Raw genomic sequence first — 15,255 nt, 5'->3', positions numbered from 1 at the left:
GCGCAGGCCGGTCATTGACGCCACGAGTTTGCCGTCGCGCTTAGTTGGGCCCAAGGGCGCTGACATTGGACCGTCTCAATCTCAAATAGCCTCTTTTCATGCAATCCGAGGACAAAAGCAGTGTGCCTGAGAGGATCCCGGTGAGGTGCGCACCGATATGGGGTGGCCATTCGAGACTGCTTGAAAAGACTGAGCCAAACAGAGCCTCATATCCAGTCTTTGCGAACAGGAGGCCGAAGCCAATAAGCCAAATCCGGCTGCGTGTTTCACGCCACATCGCACTCATTGTGACCACATATAGCGAATTCAGGATTGCTGATAAGCCGCAATAGAACTGTGTCTTAAGGTCACCAAGAAACAAGACGGAAGAAATCAAAGTTCCTGAAAGAACGAAGCATCCCAATATGAGCCTGCGCGCACCACCATGCGGGGAGGTTTCATAGAGAAACCCAAGCGCGATCAAAGCTCCGACATTCATGAGCAAATGCTGGTGGTCCAGGTGCACGAAATGGCCAGTCACCAGCCGCCAGAACTCTCCGTTTTCAATCAGCTCCCGGTCATAAATGAGGGCCTCGGGTTTTCCGCCTAAGACGGCGAAGAAAGCCAGGCTCATCGCAGCCAGGGCGAACGAGACCCATGGCAGCTTTGAGCCGCCATGGGACAGAGAAGAAAGGAGACGGGTCATCATGCATTCCGGCGGCGCATTTTGAGGCCGATGGTCAACGCAGACAGTGCCAACAGCAGACCCAGGATGCCCAGTGATCCTGAGCCGCCGCCGCCACCCGAGTGGCTGGGTTGGTTTCCCTTGAACATTGGTTTCTGCGTGTCGACACGGGTCGATTGTACTGGCTGTGACTTGCGTTCCTGCTGGGCAGCCTGCTCGGTGGCAAGGCGTTTTTTGTTGGTCTGGTCAATCGCTAGTTCTTCAAACCGCGCTTCTTCAACGATCAACATCGAGGTATAGGGAGACAGAATCCCGAATTCCTTTGACGTGTCGACAATGGACGTTTTCAGGTCCGCGTCCGGGCCAAAAAGAGCGAGGGTCTGCATGTCGTGTTCGATCTGTGCATAGCCCCATAGACGTTCGATTTCGGGGTTGCGTTTGGCTGTTTCGGGAAAGGTGAAGCTGGTTTCGTAGCTGACAGGAGACCCTGAGATTTCGCCAGTGAGCTTTAACGAAGCCTCGCCGTTTCCCCAATAGTGACCAAACAGAACCAGCTGCTCACCGCGATAGAGCGACGGATTGTTGCGCCGCCTGATATCGTTGATGCGCAGCGACCCGTCCTTCTGTGTCAAATCCAGTTTCAGGCCATGGAGCGCTTCGTGCGTAACCTTTGATGTTGCCTGCAGGAGGGTGCCGACAATGTCGTCAGAATTTGAAACTCTGACAGCAAAGCCGCCGGAAGCATCCGTCATCGGCTGAAGCATGGGCTCATTGGCGCTGTTGCCCATGATCGCGGTGAACAGGCGGACATCCTTTTGCTGCGCCAGTTCCAGGAATTTTCGGGTCTCCGTGGTGCCCACATTTGCAACGCCATCAGTCACCAGAACAATGGCGCCCGTGCGATCAGAATCCAGGGTATCGAGGCCTCTCTTCAGTCCGGCATATAGGTTCGTGCCGCCGCCAGCTTGAACGCCGTGGATACTATTAAGCGCACGAGAGACCTGGTCGGGGGATGCCGGAGTGAAGCCGTTTGTTAGCTCAGTTGTTTCGTTGTTGAAAAAGATGATCCTGAAACGGTCTTCTGGCCTGAGCTTTCCGAGTGCCTTCGCGACGCCTTCGCTTAACGTCGCGATCTTGCCTCCCATGGACCCTGACTGGTCCAGAACAAAGATCCAGTCACGTCCTTCGGTGATAGGCTTGAGATCCATGCCCGGCGTTAAAGTCAGCATGAACGTTCCGCGACCGGATGGATCTGCCTTGTAGGGCACCAGATCGACGCGCGCCGGTTGATTTTGCGCTTGCCGCCAATAGACGACAATGTCCTGATCCAGTGTCACGGGGATGTGGCTTACCGTTGCTTCGCCCTCGTTGATGCCGGTCTCATCGATGGAGTGGGGGCTTTGCAAATCCAAGTCGGCGTCCTTCGCCAGACCGTCTGCCAGGTCCGTATTGTTCATGTGAATGCGCCAGCTTCCATCCTGTTCCTGTGTGATTTGAGCTCCCGGGTGCTTCGGCAGGCGAACGGCTTCAACCGGATAATCTGTCCGCAGATGCAAATCAAAGCTGAACGTCCCCGTCACGGTTTGCTTTGCGGTCCAGAAGGCGAGTTTTTCTTCGTCGACGCCGCCTTCCTCGAGTGGATAGAGGTATCGCCCAATGCCCGTATCGAGTTTTGCGGGTTGGATATAAGAGAAGCGAATATCAACTTCGTCGTTGCCGCGCACTGGCCAGACACTGATGTCGAAGGTCTTGTAGTCATCCTGTTCTGCAAGACCGGTGTTCCGGCCTGCTTGTTTCTCACCTTCGTAGATTTGGCGGGCCTTTTCCTTCTCGACGACCTCGGCTGTTACCGACTTTCCGTCAATCCAGTAGGTGAACTCCGAAACAGCAGCCTTGTGCGGGACTGGAAATGAATAAGTCGCTTCCATGTCGGTTGTGTGCGGATTGCTGAACGTTTGATTGATCGTGGTCATCACGTAACCGTCTTCCACCACCACACTCACCTTGTGATCTAGAAGATCCAGCGATTGCGATTGATCTGACGGTGTGAGCAGGCCAACAGCTTTGGCCGGTGATACAGCGGAGACGCTCAAGCAGAGCCCTGCGGCAAATGCCGTCGCGGCACACCAGTCTCTTGAGATCTGAACCATGATGAATGCTCCCATTCGTGAAGATGTGAAGTGCGAAGACTGATAATTGATCAGTGCTCATTTAAATAAATTGATCGCCGCTCAATTTCAAGCTAAAATGTGAACATTGTTCATTTTTTGATGAATCTTGGAGACAAACATGGCCCGACGGTCCGATCACACACGCGAAGAATTGTGGCGACTTGCCATCGACGCATCAAGAAAGATCGTTGAGAAAGAGGGTCTTAGAGGTTTGCGTGCCCGGCAGATTGCGCGTGACATTGGGTATACGATTGGGACTTTGTACAATTTGTTCGAGGATCTCGACGACCTCACCATGCACATGAATGGGGAGACTTTGGATCAACTCATGGAGGCATGTTCAAAGGTCGAACTCACGCAGAACCCGACTATGGACCTGGAACGGCTCGTGCATTGCTATCTGAGTTTCACACACGAAAACCCGAAGCTTTGGAACGCGGTTTTTGAGCATAAATTGCCCGAGGACCGGCCGGTGCCCGAATGGTTTTCAGAGAAGGTCTCCAGGCTGCTCGCCATCATCGAGAGCGCACTCGCGCCCATCTTGTCGGATAGAAGCGAAACCGAAATTCATCAACACGCGCGTGTTTTGTGGATGAGCCTTTTTGGCATGACTGTCCTGGAAGGATCCGGTCGACTTCAAGACGGCGAAACTTCGTTCATGCTGGCAAAGACATTGATCAAGACCTATGTGGACGGCCTGAAAAACGGACAGGATAGTAGTGTCGGCAATGGGCTTTGAACGATGACGACGCAGACAGACCGAACGTCAAAACAGGGCCGAAACTGGCACGTCCTGTGAATATAACAAATGACCGGCAAGTGCTTTTGTTTAGTCAGAATGTTGTTCGTGTCTAGAAAATAACCGGACAAAGGCTGAGTGGTGGACACTGATAGAGATGCGGACAAAGCGGTCATTCATTATTGATCGGCCAAGGTCCGCAATTCTCCCCAAATATCAATCAGGCTTAGCACGAAGGAGACGACCTTGAGGCCGCCTCTATCAAGACACTATGATCCGCTCATTGCCATCTTGATCGTCACTTCACCGGACGGCTCATGCACGTATCGGGCGGTTTCGGCAAATCCGTAACGATCATAGAAAGCTCTGCCTACGGCGTTTTGCTCGAAGACCTCGACGCTCAACGGGCCAAACAGGTCGACGGCATGGTCCGTCATCGCTTTACCTAAACCCCTGCCATGCAAATCCGGATCAAGGAACAAGCCGCCAATCTCGGTTCCGACCATTGCGATGAACCCGGCGGGTGTCGCATCCTGTTCCATCACCCAGGTTTTTGCATTCGGCAAGTAGATGTTGCGCATGTCTTGCTTCACCTGACTGACAAAGTCGTCAGGCAGAAACGGATGCGCATAAGCGTTGGCCTTCTGCCATATGGCGATCAAGGTGTCGGTATCTTCGGGTCGATATTGTCTGATCATCGAATTTCGAACTTTCATGCCTATACACCGACATCAGATCAGTGCTTGTTGTGTTTCTTTCAAGAAGTCAGACGAATTGGGCTGGGTGGCGGCTGCAATTCGTTTTGTATTTTGCTGGCCTTTAAGCCGTCTGGGCTACTGGGCAAAAAAATCTCCGAAACAATTGCTTTCTCAAACGGTCTCAGGCAGGCAGCTGAAGTTCTGCCTATCCCCACGCATCTCTTGTGTTCAGATACCGTGACAGATTTTCCAGAGTCGGCGTCCAGCCGTCTTCGTGGAAAATCTGGCTGGCGTCGTCCATCAGCCCCTCATGTTCAAGCACCAGCAAGGTCTTGTTGCCTTTGGCAGCAAGTGTGAGCGTCACGCAACTCGTCTCATCCCTACCTTCCCACGCCCAGGAAAAGACCAAAACACTCGCTGGTTCAATTCGCTGGTACGTGCCATAGGCGGTCAGGAAATTCCCCATCTCCGGGGAGGTCTCAAAGGTGCATTGCTGGCATCCATGACGATGCGAAACGCGCCGCCGATTTTCAGATCGGCTTCCACCTCAACAGCGTTCATACCCAACGGGCAAAACCATTGCTTCATGAGGTCGGGCTGCGTCCAGGCATCCCAAACTTCCTTTGGTGAAGCGTTGAGGATGCGTGTTTGCAAGACGCTGTGATCGGTGGTCATTCGCCTGTCTTCTTACCGTGATTCTTGGTTTGGCTCTGGTCAAGAAACACTTCCAGACGGTCCAAATTGTCCGACCAGAATTGCTGATAAAAAGACAACCAATCAAAAGCGGCGCGCAAGGGTTCAACCCGCAAGCTGCAAATGTGTTTGCGGCCGTCAAGTTCCTTGGCGACCAATCCCGCTGCCTGGAGAACAGACAGGTGCTTTGAGAATCCTGCTGGGGAAAGAGCGAACGGTGCAGCCAAATCGCCCACCGTAGACGAACCTTCGGCCAGTTTGGCCAACGTTGCCATCCGCACCGGATCGCTGAGGGCCGAAAAGGTACGCACCAGCTCTGGGGTAATCTCTTGCATATTGGATCTCACGGGCTACTGGAATTGAGTGGATTGCCGAAGGACTAAGCAGCCTCGCCTTCAGGGAATTGCTTGGAGTCCGTGTAAAGCTCCTGCCGCGCGATCTTGTCACCCCTGAAAGTGAAGATGTCGCACATGTCCAATTCTTTCTCTCCGTCCGGCATTTTGGCGACAAGCGTAAAGATATGAACGACATTGTCGCCTTGGGCTATGTGACGGGAATTCTTCACATGGCCGCAAAATCCAACCAGATGGGAGACATATGCATCCGGCTCATCAAAACTCATCATTGGAGCAGTGAAGGTGAAGTCGTCTGTTAGAAGTGGACGGATCATCGTGGCGTCCTGTGCTGTTGCACCTGCGTAAAACTGATCGAGGGTCGTTTTTTGGGTTGGGGTCATGGTAGTGGCTTTCTCTTTGATTCGCTAATTAGCTTATATTTCGCCATTTAAAAAAATAATCAACTCTATTTTTGGCAATCAGTCTTCGTCAAAAGTGTATTCGATGAATAGTCCGCAAAATCCTGGCAATTTGAACGCCAAACGTAATGACGGGTTGTAGCGTCCTGCGTCGATCGACCGGAAACCTCCTGAATTTCAAAAAGGTTATAAGGGGGTGTCAGCAGCTTTTGAGCCATCAAGGGTCAATGACTAAGCTGCATCCGAATGACGAAGCTATGTGTCGCTTCAAATCGAACGACAGATCTATACGAATAAGCCGAACATCTGCTGCGTCACAGGCACTGCTTCTGCGTGGCGTGCAAGGTTGGTGGCTAGATTGCGAAGATCGCGGCGTAGCTTGCCAGCATGACCGATGCTTCCCTTCGGGTGAGCGTGAAATCGGTTCGCAGGAAGATCAGCGACGCCATTGTCGCCATGATCATGACCGGTATCCAGAATTCGAGAAAGCTCTGCGCCACCGCAACGGGTGCAACAAAGGCAGCGCCTCCGATCACGAGACTTCCGTTGAAGACATTGCTGCCCAGAATTCCGCCGAGGATAACGCCGGACTTCTGCCTCAGTGCTGCGGCAACACAGGCAGCCATTTCAGGCAAGGATGTTCCGATCGCCACAACAGTCAGTCCGATCACGGCATCTGACGCACCGAGCATGCCGGCGATTTCGACGGCGGACTCAATGAAGACATGTGCCCCGACAGGCAGTGCAACCAGTGCAAGGCCGCACTTCGCAAGGCAAGGAAACAGACCATTTTCGCCCGTGTCCGGAACGTCATCCCGGACTTCAAGGCTGCGCCAGCGAAGCGTCAGGTAGGTCAGCATTGCCATGACCAGCAGCAGCGCATCCATCCTGGAGACAGACCCGTCATACGCGGTTGTCCAAAAAAGAAGCGCTCCAACGAGCATCGCACTGCCATCGATCCGAAGCACATCCCGGTCGATCGCAAGAGGTGCGATCAGTCCGGCAAGGGCCAAAACGAGCAATAGATTGGCAATATTGCTGCCAACTATGTTGCCGACCGCGATATCGGGTTTATTGGCCATCATTGCGTCGGCAGCGACGAAGAGTTCGGGAGCCGACGTACCAAAGCCCATGACGACAAATGCCACGACAACCGGAGAGACGCGCAGCCGATTGGCCAGGCCTGCAATCCCGTCCACAAGCCAGTCACCTCCATAAAAAAGCAAGGCGCAGCCAGCGGCAAGGAACAGCGATTCCATCAGCATCAGTCAGGTGCTCCGAATTCCAGGCTATCGGGTAAATAGTTGAAGAGTTCCAGTCGGGGAGGCTTGCCATTTCCCAATCGCAATGCACACAGGCTGGCCGGAGCAACCGGTATCACGCAAGCGGGAGCAAGACCGAGGTAACGCTGCAAGATCGCGCGGATGACGCCTCCGTGGCAAACAACCAGCAGGTTCTGGCAGGGGTTTCGGCGCTCATCCTCTATGACAGCGCAAATGCGATCTGCGAAGGCGTCCCAGTTCTCGCCTCCAGGCGGCGCGAACGTGCCCGCCCGCCATCCAAGATAGGCAGCATCGTCCTCGGCCCGAATGTCATCGATCGGGCGTCCGGTCCAGTCCCCGACATCAATTTCCCGCAGGCCTTCTGTGAAACGCGGTTTTTCCGCTCCTATTCGCTGAGCCGTTTCGCTTACACGCCTGAGATCCGAGGACACCGCCCGGCAGTGGCCGATGCCTGTGATCACACTCCGCAGAGCGTCGGCTTGCGATTTTCCGAGCTCGGACAACCCGATATCGGCCTGTCCCTGAAGACGCCTGGAGGCGTTCCATTCTGATTGTCCGTGTCGAACGAGCAGCAGTCGCATCACCCTAGCCTCTCGCCAGTGCGGCTAAACCAGCAATCCGGTTCAGGCGGCAGTGAAAACTGGACAGTTTCGCCAATTCGCACAGGCGGCACGCTGTCAACAATGGCGGTCAGGCGCAGGCCGTCACGCAATCCCGTGACCATGGTGCGCCCGGCAATGGCGCTGGATTCGACCAGTTCCATCGGCAAGGTCATCGCGCTTTCCGTCGCGCTCAGGGACATTTTTTCGGCGCGATACATAGCCAGGCAATCGTCCGCGGGCGGTGCCAACTGCATGGTCCGCCCACCGACCTTGTAGCCACTGCCATTCCTGACCACGGGGATCATGTTGTTGGGAGGTGTGCCAACAAAAGTCGCGACAAACGCAGTTTCTGGGGCGTTTATCAAATCGGCTGGTGTCCCGAACTGTTGCACCGTGCCGTGGTTCATGACCGCCACATGGGTGGCCATCGTCATGGCTTCAATCTGATCATGGGTGACATAGACCGTCGTCGCACCGGTTGTGCGATGCAGACGCATCAGTTCCGTGCGCATTTCGACCCGAAGCTTGGCATCGAGATTTGAAAGTGGTTCGTCAAACAACAGAACAGACGGTTTGGGAGCAATCGTGCGCGCAATGGCAACCCGCTGTTGCTGGCCGCCTGAAATCTCGTTTGGATACCTGTCTGCCAGTTGACTGATCTCAAGCAGGGTCAGAACTTCGTTGATCCGGGCCGCGCGCTCTGCCTTCGGCATCTTCATGACTTTCAGCGGCCACTCAACATTGCCGCGCACGGACATGTGCGGCCAGAGTGCGTATGACTGGAAAACCAGTCCCGAATTGCGTTTCGCCGGATCGACGGCCCAGCTCCGGTCTCCGTCCGACACGGTCTGGCCGTCAAACACAATTTGCCCCTCGGATGGCAATTCCAGGCCCGCGAGCATGCGAAGCAAAGTTGTTTTACCGCAACCAGATGGTCCCAGCAAAACAAGGAAAGCGCCATCGGGCACATTGAGCGATACATTTTTAACAGCCTCGAATGCACCGAAGCGTTTGCACAGGTTGCAAATTTCCAGCATGGATTACCTTCAGTTTTTCAGCCAGGGCTGCGATTTGGCCTGTAGCCAGTTTGCTATCAACGTGGCTGCTATAGAGATGAACAGGATGACGACTGTGATCGCGTTGGCAAATTGACCGAAACCTTCAGACGCGTAGCGATAAGCCAGAACGGACAGCACCGGCATCGTTGGCGTGAAGAGAAGAACGACCAGCGACAGGTCACGGATAATTTTCACGAAGATCAGAATGCCGCCTGCCGTCAGGCCGCGTATCGCGAGCGGTACCGTGATGGCGGACAACCTGCGGGCAAAGCTTGCGCCGGTAATGCGTGCGCTTTCTTCCAGTTCGCCGCCAACCTGCTGGATGACGGCGCGCCCTGTCTGCACTGAAAATGGCAGCAGATACGCAGTCGCTGCGATCACGAGCAGTGCGAAAGTTCCATAGAGCGCCGGAAACGGCCCGATGGGAGCACCCAGATAGGCGATATATGCAGCACCAAATGCGATCCCGGGCACGAGCAATGGAAGAAAGCTGACCTGTGTGATGACAGCCGACATCCAGCCCTTGCGAAACCGCGCCGTGGTGTAGGACGTCAAGAGCCCCACGAACATGCCCGTAAGCGCCACAGCCAGTCCAAGGCCCAGCGTGACGGTGAGCGCACGCACGATATCTTGGTTGTGAACGATGCCTGGAATGCCCTGTGCGATTGACTGACTGCTGAGACCGATCCAGTAGTGCAGCGTCCAGTTTGAAAACAGATTTGCGGACGATGGTGCAAGGCTTGAAGCGGACAAAATGACGACCGGCAGAACGGTGGAGCTGACCAGGATCACCATGGCCACAGCGCAGAGCGGCCAACGCGCGCCGCGCAGGTCGAAACGTTTTGCGCGCCCTCCCTTGCCGGTGATGGTGGCATAAGACCTTCGCCCCGACACAATCCGGTTTCCGGCCCAAAGGAAGGCACCGGAAATGAGTACAAGCAGAATCCCGATGACATAACCTCGTCCCACCTGACCGACCTCGATCATGCCGAACAGGCGGGTCGACAGGGTTTGCATCCGAACAGGCAAGCCAAGCAGCGCCGGTGTCGCAAAGTTCGAAACCGCACCGGCGAAGCAAAGCGACCCGGCGGCGACGAGGGCAGGTGTTGTGACCGGAAGAATAATGCCCATCAGGATACGGCCGCCTCTGGCTCCTGCAATCTGTGCGGCTTCCACAAGGTCAGAGTTCACGGTGGCCAGTGCCGCGGCGATGATCGTGAAGGCAAGGCTGAAATAGTGCAGCGTCAACACGATCAGCGTCGGCGTGATGCCCCATGCCAACCAGTCCGGAATATCGAAGCCCAAACCCTGGAGCCAGCCAACCTGACCTCCGACGCGGTCATTACGGAAGAGCGCTCCCCAGGCGAGAGCCGCCGCGAAGGACGGGATCATGAAAGGCAACGTGGCCATGACGCCGATCGTCTTGCGGAACGGTACATTGGTCATGACAACAAGCCAGGCAAGAAAACCGCCGAGAAGGAGACAGCCCGTCGCCACCACCACGCCGATCAAGAGCGTGTTGCCGAGTGGTTTGTAGAATAGGTTGGTCGACAGGCGTCCCGTCAGCACGTCCGACCACGCTTTCACGGTTTCAGGCTGCAGCGTGAACAGGACCGTTCTGAGAAGCGGTAAAACGATCAGCGCGATCAACAGTGCAAGCACCACTGTTTTCAGCACGGTTCCGTGCTTGAAAAGCACACGTCTTCCCTGCCTGTTCATGGTGACATCCACCATCAACGTCATCCTTGTTGCTCATTTCAGGGTAGACAGGAAGCAGGCGTATGGCCACGCCTGCTCCTGGCCGGGGAGTTTTATTGCAGCGTCAGGATCAGGTCGCCGATCTCTGATCTGATCTTGGCGGTCTCGTGCGGTGCAATCCGCCAGGCAGTAAAGTCGCTCAGCGACACGGCGTCCGGGTGCGGCGGGATATCTGTGCGTGTCACATAATCGCCGGCAACATAAAACGGCGCGAGGCCTGCACCACCGGTTTCACTTTCGTCTCCCATCAGGAAGTCGATCACGAGCCGTGCTGCGGCGGGGTTGCTGGGTTCTGCGGCAAGGGCAAGCACTGCAGGAAAGATGATACCTGGCGCAGGCTTTACACTGTTGGCCACTTGAAGCGCCCAGCCTTCTTCTTCGTTATCCCGGCGGTCGGAGTAGCTGGTAAAACCCACTGGCGGGTTTTCCTGTCCCTTTGCGCCCACGGCCACGTTCACATCATCGGTGGAGCCGACAAGGATCACATCATTTGCAAAAAGATCGGTTATGAATTTTTCACCGGCATTGGCAGCATCTCCCAGATCGATCGCCTTTCCGAACTGTTCCTCATAAGCGGCGGCCATCGCGTCGGAACGTAAAACGATTTCTGTCATGAGATCGAGGTAGTCACCTCGTTGCAAGGGATCGACCATGACCACCCGGCCACGCCAATCGCCGGTTGTCAGTTGCCACAGGTTAGTGATCGGCGCACCGTCCGGGTTGGCTTCTTCGTTGTACATCAGCACTTTGGTTGACAAACGTTGCGCCAGTAACGGCGATTGATATTCCGGTGGAACACGATCGGCTATACGAGGCGGCACGAAGGGCGCGATGATGCCGGTCTCCAGAAGCTCTGTCAGCACGACCGGAGTATCTGAGATGTAGATCACGTCGGCGTTGGTGACACCGGCCTGCGCTTCCGCCTTGAGGCGTGCGATCTGTTCCGTTGACGATATGTCGAAACCTTGCAGGTCAATATCTGGATAGGTCTCTTCAAACGCGGCCTCCACCTTGCCTATCCGGCTGGTGAACGAATAGACCGTTACCTTGCCTTCCTCCTGCGCGAGTGGCAGCAATTCCTCAGGTCCCATTTCATTCAGATGCCCATCAGCCAAGGCGGCTGAAGACAAAAATATTCCGATCACGCCGAGGCGTGTTGCTTCGAGAACATTCATGTGTCCCTCCCTAGGGTTTTCTTTCGTTATTCAAAACGCTCGATCAACTGTCCCAGTCGATCGAGTTTTTTCAGCGACTCCTCTTTCGCTGTCAGTCCGGCCGCGATGACGATGGCGTTGCAGATTGTCATCGGCACGGTCAGGGTCTGGAAGGCATCCTGATCCCCTGATCGTGGTGCAGCCAAAAGGCGGTCGGGGCGTGGCGTCAGCAACGCGCCCGACTTGCCCGAAATCATGACGGTTTTTGCGCCCACTTCTTTCGCCGTTTCCATCAAAGCGGCATAGCCGCGAGGAGGGCGACGGAAGGCGAAGCTCAAAACGGCGTCGTCTGAACCGAGACCCAGCATTTGCTCGGCCAAACCACGCGGGTCTGTATCGAGCTGGTGGGTATCTTTGCCAAAACGGCGGAACCGTTTGACCATCATGAGCGCGAGCACTTCCGCGTTGCCGTACCCGTAGACAAAGATCCGCTGCGCGCTCATCAAGATCTGTGCGGCCTCTGCGATCTGCTCCGGCGTAATGAATTCCTCGATCCGTCCAAGCGCCTGAGTTTCTTCTCTGGCCAATTCACCCAGGATGGTGCCGGATGTGCTCTCCGCGATGGTTTTTTCAAATCTGGTTGCGGTTTCGCGGGTCGCAATGAATTCGTCGCGCAATGCGTCACGGAACGCGGCGTAGCTTTCAAACCCCAGCTTTTTGGCAAGACGCGAGGCTGTTGCTTCGTGAACCCCAGCAGCCTTGGCCAGTTCACCGGCGGTACCAAGCGCTGCGGTTGTGGGGCTGTCGATCACGTTCTCAACGAGCCTGCGTTCACTGGGGGTGAGTGTGGTTGCCTGGTCTGAAATTTTCTCAAGGAGCGACATGATCATCCTTTGTCAATCTGCAAGTAAAATTGCATGATTCTTTTTTATTTGCAATATTTCTTGCAAATTCGTTCGTCTGTCCGTTGCCGAAGGTCTGGGCAATGTTCCCGATTGTTTGACCGTGTGGACTTTGGCGGAACCGGAAGAGTGAGACGAATTCACCGGCTGTAGCGTTTGTGCGCATACGCATCCGGGGGCACGCCATTGGCTCAGGGAAACGAAAAATCAGAAAAGTCCCGATTGTCATCAATCGATTGCGGGTCTAGCGTGGCAGCCTGGGCGAAGCGACATTTTGAGTCGCCTATAGCCTTGGATCCTTCACCACTTTGCAAGTGAGACCGCAATGGCGCAGCTCCCCAATTCCCTTGAGGCTCGAGATACGGCCTTTCAGCTCCACTCTTACGCCAATGCCCGCCTTAAGGAAGAAACGGGTGCGATGGTGATCGAAAGGGGCGAGGGGATCTACGTCGAGGACATTTCCGGCAAACGATACATTGAAGGCATGGCCGGGCTTTGGAGCGTGGCGGTCGGATTCGGTGAAAAGCGTCTGGTGGATGCGGCCACGCGGCAGATGCAGAAACTGCCCTACTATCACACCTTTACATACAAGACCCACGGGCCGTCGATCGAACTTGCCGAGAAACTTGTCGAGATGGCACCGGTTCCGATGTCGAAAGTGTATTTTACCAATTCCGGATCTGAGGCGAATGATACAGCCATCAAGCTGATCTGGTACCGCTCCAATGCGCTGGGCCAGCCGGAACGCAAGAAAATCATTTCACGTGTGCGCGGCTATCATGGTGTTACGATTGCATCCGCCAGCCTGACGGGGCTGCCAAACAATCATAAATCCTTCGATCTTCCGCTGACGCAAGTCCTGCACACCACGTGCCCGCACTATCGGACCATGAAAAAGGATGGCGAAAGCGAGGCTGACTTCGCCAGGCGCTGTGCCGCGGATCTCGAAGACCTGATCCAGGCCGAAGGGCCGGATACCATTGCCGCTTTCTTCGCAGAACCTGTCATGGGGGCTGGCGGCGTCATTGTGCCACCCGACGGCTACTGGCAAGCCATACAACCGGTCTTGAAAAAACACGGTATCCTCTTTGTTGCCGACGAGGTCATTTGCGGTTTTGGCCGCACGGGGAACATGTTCGGTGCGCAGACCTACGGTCTAGAACCTGACATGATGACCCTCTCAAAAGCCCTGTCGTCCTCCTATCAACCGATATCCGCGCTTTTGATCAACGATGATGTCTACCAGACGATCGCAGACGAAAGCGACAGGATCGGCGTGCTTGGTCATGGTTATACCGGCAGCGGGCACCCGGTGGCGGCGGCTGTCGCATTGGAGAATCTTAAGATCATCGAGGAGCGTAACCTTGTTGCTCATGTGAGAGACGTTGCACCGGTCTTTCAAAAACGTCTGGCCAGTCTGGGAGAAAACCCGCTCGTGATCGAGACCCGGGGGGTCGGATTGATTGGCGCAGCTGAGCTTTCCCATGAAGCCCTGGCACATACGCCGGGAGCGCTCGGGGCAAAAGCCAATGCCGCGTTTCAGGACAAGGGACTGATCTCCCGTGCCATGCTTGACGCAATGGCTTTTTGCCCGCCGTTGATCATCACAGAAAACCAGATCAACGAACTCTTCGATATAGCCGAAGCAGGTCTCGAGACAGTATCGGACAGTCTGAGATGAGCTGGTCGATCGTCGGGACGATCAGCGGCACGTCCGCCGATGGTATCGATCTGGCTTCCATTGAGACCGACGGCCGCCGCGTGACGGAATTCGGCCCGGCCAGAACCACTTCTTATAGACCCGAAACCCGTCGCAGTGTTTTAGATACTGCAGCGAAAAAAGGGGCAGACCGAGCGCGGTGGCCAGAGATTGCAAAGGCCGTCACCGATGACCATGCCACGGCGATCCAACGTTTCTTGAACGACAACGATTTGTCTCCGGACGCTGTTGTATTTCACGGTCAGACTGTGTGGCACGATCCTATTGCTGAAGAAACGGTGCAACTGGGCGACCCGCAATCCTTGGCGGAAGCGCTGGAGCTGCCGGTAATCGGCGACGTGCGTCTGGCTGATATGGCCGCTGGAGGAGAAGGAGCGCCACTGGTGCCTGTCTATCATCAGGCACTGGCCAAGACGCTATTGGGTGAGCACCGGGAACCGCTTTGTTTTCTCAATATCGGCGGTGTTTCCAATCTCACCTACATTGACGGTGAAAACCTGCTGGCCTTTGATATTGGGCCTGGCAACGCATTGCTCGATGACTGGATAAACCGCCATGGTGCTGGAGAATATGATGCTGGCGGTGAGATTTCCAAAAATGGAACCGTCGACAGGGAACGGCTGGCGCGCGCGCTCAATCATCCGTTTCTTTCCGAACCGGGACCAAAATCTCTCGATCGCTACAGCTTTTCCGGAGCATTTGTCGACGGACTGAACCTGGAAGATGGCGCGGCAACCCTGCTTGCTTTCACAGCTGAAGCAATAGCCAGGGCCGAGGCCTTGTTGCCACGGCCTGCAAGGCTCTGGCTGGTCTGCGGTGGTGGGCGCCACAATCCCGTGCTGATGACGGCCTTGTCGGATTTGCTTTCGGGAGAGATTGTCTCCTCCGACGATCACCACATAGATGGAGATGCGCTTGAAGCACAGGCGATGGCGTTTCTGGGGGGGCGTCTGAAAGCAGAATTGCCGACAACGTTTCCGGGCACCACAGGTGTAAGCCGGCCCACCATTGGCGGGAAGTTCTTTCACCCAACCACATAATCAGACAGACGACGAGTGA

General features: G+C 55.4%; 16 protein-coding genes. 3 read left to right on the top strand and 13 right to left on the bottom strand.

Going from position 1 to position 15,255, the window contains the following annotated elements; all coding sequences use genetic code 11:
- Nucleotides 1-40: 40 nt before the first annotated feature.
- Both rrtA and ACZ1HV_RS10630 read right to left on the bottom strand, forming a co-directional pair.
- Nucleotides 41-685 carry a rhombosortase gene (rrtA, locus tag ACZ1HV_RS10635; RefSeq protein WP_472718045.1) on the bottom strand — a complete coding sequence of 215 codons (645 nt, stop codon included), beginning with the start codon at nucleotides 683-685 and terminating at the stop codon, nucleotides 41-43.
- Entirely contained in the window at nucleotides 685-2,814 is a 2,130-nt protein-coding gene (locus ACZ1HV_RS10630; protein ID WP_472718044.1) for a VIT and vWA domain-containing protein, read from the bottom strand. The genes rrtA and ACZ1HV_RS10630 overlap by 1 nt, the downstream gene beginning before the upstream one ends.
- A gap of 139 nt (nucleotides 2,815-2,953) precedes the next feature.
- Here ACZ1HV_RS10630 and ACZ1HV_RS10625 point away from each other — a divergent pair, with 139 nt between their 5' ends.
- Nucleotides 2,954-3,574 carry a TetR/AcrR family transcriptional regulator gene (locus ACZ1HV_RS10625; protein WP_472718043.1) on the top strand — a complete coding sequence of 207 codons (621 nt, stop codon included), beginning with the start codon at nucleotides 2,954-2,956 and terminating at the stop codon, nucleotides 3,572-3,574.
- 269 nt (nucleotides 3,575-3,843) lie between these two features.
- Here ACZ1HV_RS10625 and ACZ1HV_RS10620 read toward each other — a convergent pair whose 3' ends face one another.
- The 11 genes from ACZ1HV_RS10620 to ACZ1HV_RS10570 form a co-directional block, all read right to left on the bottom strand.
- Entirely contained in the window at nucleotides 3,844-4,290 is a 447-nt protein-coding gene (locus ACZ1HV_RS10620; RefSeq protein WP_472718042.1) for a GNAT family N-acetyltransferase, read from the bottom strand.
- 187 nt (nucleotides 4,291-4,477) lie between these two features.
- On the bottom strand, nucleotides 4,478-4,738 hold the full coding sequence (locus ACZ1HV_RS10615) for an SRPBCC family protein (protein ID WP_472718041.1): 261 nt from the start codon (nucleotides 4,736-4,738) through the stop codon (nucleotides 4,478-4,480).
- Nucleotides 4,723-4,947 (bottom strand): SRPBCC domain-containing protein, encoded by a 225-nt coding sequence (locus tag ACZ1HV_RS10610; protein WP_472718040.1) that lies wholly within the window; start codon nucleotides 4,945-4,947, stop codon nucleotides 4,723-4,725. The genes ACZ1HV_RS10615 and ACZ1HV_RS10610 overlap by 16 nt, the downstream gene beginning before the upstream one ends.
- A complete protein-coding gene (locus tag ACZ1HV_RS10605; RefSeq protein WP_472718039.1) occupies nucleotides 4,944-5,300 on the bottom strand; it encodes an ArsR/SmtB family transcription factor in 357 nt (118 codons plus the stop codon). Before ACZ1HV_RS10605 ends, ACZ1HV_RS10610 begins: the two co-directional genes overlap by 4 nt.
- Nucleotides 5,301-5,344: 44 nt before the next feature.
- The gene (locus ACZ1HV_RS10600) at nucleotides 5,345-5,701 is read right to left on the bottom strand and encodes a nuclear transport factor 2 family protein (RefSeq protein ID WP_298821153.1); all 357 of its coding nucleotides are present in this window, start codon (nucleotides 5,699-5,701) and stop codon (nucleotides 5,345-5,347) included.
- 371 nt (nucleotides 5,702-6,072) lie between these two features.
- Entirely contained in the window at nucleotides 6,073-6,984 is a 912-nt protein-coding gene (locus ACZ1HV_RS10595; RefSeq protein ID WP_298821151.1) for a calcium/sodium antiporter, read from the bottom strand.
- Nucleotides 6,984-7,583, bottom strand: coding sequence for a histidine phosphatase family protein (locus ACZ1HV_RS10590; RefSeq protein ID WP_472718038.1), 600 nt, complete (start codon nucleotides 7,581-7,583; stop codon nucleotides 6,984-6,986). Before ACZ1HV_RS10590 ends, ACZ1HV_RS10595 begins: the two co-directional genes overlap by 1 nt.
- Nucleotides 7,583-8,641: an ABC transporter ATP-binding protein gene (locus ACZ1HV_RS10585; protein WP_472718037.1), complete on the bottom strand. Its 1,059-nt coding sequence runs from the start codon at nucleotides 8,639-8,641 to the stop codon at nucleotides 7,583-7,585. Before ACZ1HV_RS10585 ends, ACZ1HV_RS10590 begins: the two co-directional genes overlap by 1 nt.
- A gap of 9 nt (nucleotides 8,642-8,650) precedes the next feature.
- Nucleotides 8,651-10,396 (bottom strand): ABC transporter permease, encoded by a 1,746-nt coding sequence (locus tag ACZ1HV_RS10580; protein WP_472718430.1) that lies wholly within the window; start codon nucleotides 10,394-10,396, stop codon nucleotides 8,651-8,653.
- A gap of 77 nt (nucleotides 10,397-10,473) precedes the next feature.
- On the bottom strand, nucleotides 10,474-11,511 hold the full coding sequence (locus ACZ1HV_RS10575; RefSeq protein WP_472718429.1) for an ABC transporter substrate-binding protein: 1,038 nt from the start codon (nucleotides 11,509-11,511) through the stop codon (nucleotides 10,474-10,476).
- Nucleotides 11,512-11,621: 110 nt separating this feature from the next.
- Nucleotides 11,622-12,458: a MurR/RpiR family transcriptional regulator gene (locus tag ACZ1HV_RS10570; protein WP_472718036.1), complete on the bottom strand. Its 837-nt coding sequence runs from the start codon at nucleotides 12,456-12,458 to the stop codon at nucleotides 11,622-11,624.
- Nucleotides 12,459-12,801: 343 nt separating this feature from the next.
- Here ACZ1HV_RS10570 and ACZ1HV_RS10565 point away from each other — a divergent pair, with 343 nt between their 5' ends.
- Nucleotides 12,802-14,157 (top strand): aspartate aminotransferase family protein, encoded by a 1,356-nt coding sequence (locus ACZ1HV_RS10565; RefSeq protein WP_472718035.1) that lies wholly within the window; start codon nucleotides 12,802-12,804, stop codon nucleotides 14,155-14,157.
- On the top strand, nucleotides 14,154-15,236 hold the full coding sequence (locus ACZ1HV_RS10560) for an anhydro-N-acetylmuramic acid kinase (RefSeq protein ID WP_472718034.1): 1,083 nt from the start codon (nucleotides 14,154-14,156) through the stop codon (nucleotides 15,234-15,236). Before ACZ1HV_RS10565 ends, ACZ1HV_RS10560 begins: the two co-directional genes overlap by 4 nt.
- Nucleotides 15,237-15,255: the final 19 nt, after the last annotated feature.

This window comes from Roseibium sp. JB4-4 (assembly GCF_055693425.1).
Note: the sequence above shows the minus strand (reverse complement) of the source record. Positions and strands in the feature narration are given on the sequence as shown.